Genomic DNA, 1,249 nt, shown 5'->3' on the forward strand with positions numbered 1-1,249 from the left:
CATAATTCCTAGTTATCCGCCCATGCTAGCGGCGCGGTGCAAACGCCTCGGCAATGAGCCAAGGCGTAAGGAAACTTGGCCCTTCAGTAGGCGTCGACTTTGGCCAACGTGTCGGCGTCAGTCACTGCCGAGCTAAGTGAGTTGTCAGAGACCTTCGTGTAGATCTCCGTTGTGGCAATGCTGGCGTGTCCGAGCAGGCGCTGGACCAACCTAATATCGACGCCTTCCTCAATGAGCAGAGTTGCTGCAGAGTGCCGAAACCGGTGCGGGGTAAGGTGGGGCTCTATTCTCAGTGATTTGGAGAGCGTCCTAAGCCTCTTTCGAAATGCCTGAGGGGTGAGGCGATCTCCCATCGAGTTGGTGAACAGCCAAGCCTGCGAACCGGCCGCGTCGCAGCGATCTTCCCAGAAGCGTCTGAAGTCGGTTTGGAGGCGATCATTGGCAACATATACGGTGCGTTCTCGGTCACCTTTTCCTCGGACACGGATTTGCGTTGCGGCGCCAGTTACGTCACACACACGGAGCGAAGTCAGTTCTCCAATGCGTAGGCCTGTCACGATCAGCAGCCTTGCAATCAAACCTGTGATCTGCGCAGCTGGAATTTCTCTTGGTGCAGATAGCTCCTTGTTGGGATTGAGTTGTACGATGTGCTGGGCCGACCTGAAAACCGCACCAAGTGTGGGCCGGTCGACTGGGCGGGGGAGGCGTTTGGGTACCCTCATGTCCAGTCGCAATCCTTCAAAGGGTGATGGACAGCTGGCGTCATTTTCCCAAAGCCAGCCGTAGTAGGATCTCAGCGTCACCAATCGCCGCCGGATCGTTGCGGGGCTCGCTCCTTGTTTCTCTCTAAGGTCCTTCTGAAAGTCGATAATGTCAGCGGCCAAAGGGGGCTCGTTTAACTTCGCCTTTTGTTTGAACTTTGCGAATGCGGTTAAATCCTGTCGATAGGCTCGAAGGCTGTGTTCACTCAGCCCAAGTTGTTCACGACAGTAGTTCTCAAAATCGTCGATCCGTATTGTGATCATGTTCCCTCACTTGCAGCTCTGGGGCCGCCATCTTTTGTCGACGACTTCCAACCCCTTCAAGGCTGCAGAGGAATCGAGCAAATTTGCTTTGGCAACAGAGAGGTATGACTTTTCAAACTACGAAAAGAATGATGACTCACGGCGGTCGCAACTGTAGGGTGATCCAAGATTTCAACCCAAGCGGCCTAGGTATACGGGCGCTGTAATGATAACCGAGAATTATC

Annotated in this window: 1 protein-coding gene; it reads right to left on the minus strand. The window is 54.0% G+C overall.

Going from position 1 to position 1,249, the window contains the following annotated elements; genetic code table 11:
- Positions 1–83: 83 nt before the first annotated feature.
- A complete protein-coding gene (locus tag SLH47_RS26270) occupies positions 84–1,025 on the minus strand; it encodes a tyrosine-type recombinase/integrase (protein WP_320244094.1) in 942 nt (313 codons plus the stop codon).
- Between the last annotated feature and the right edge of the window lie 224 nt (positions 1,026–1,249).

The sequence above is a fragment of the Cognatiyoonia sp. IB215182 genome (assembly GCF_033963905.1).
Classification (GTDB): Bacteria; Pseudomonadota; Alphaproteobacteria; order Rhodobacterales; family Rhodobacteraceae; genus Yoonia.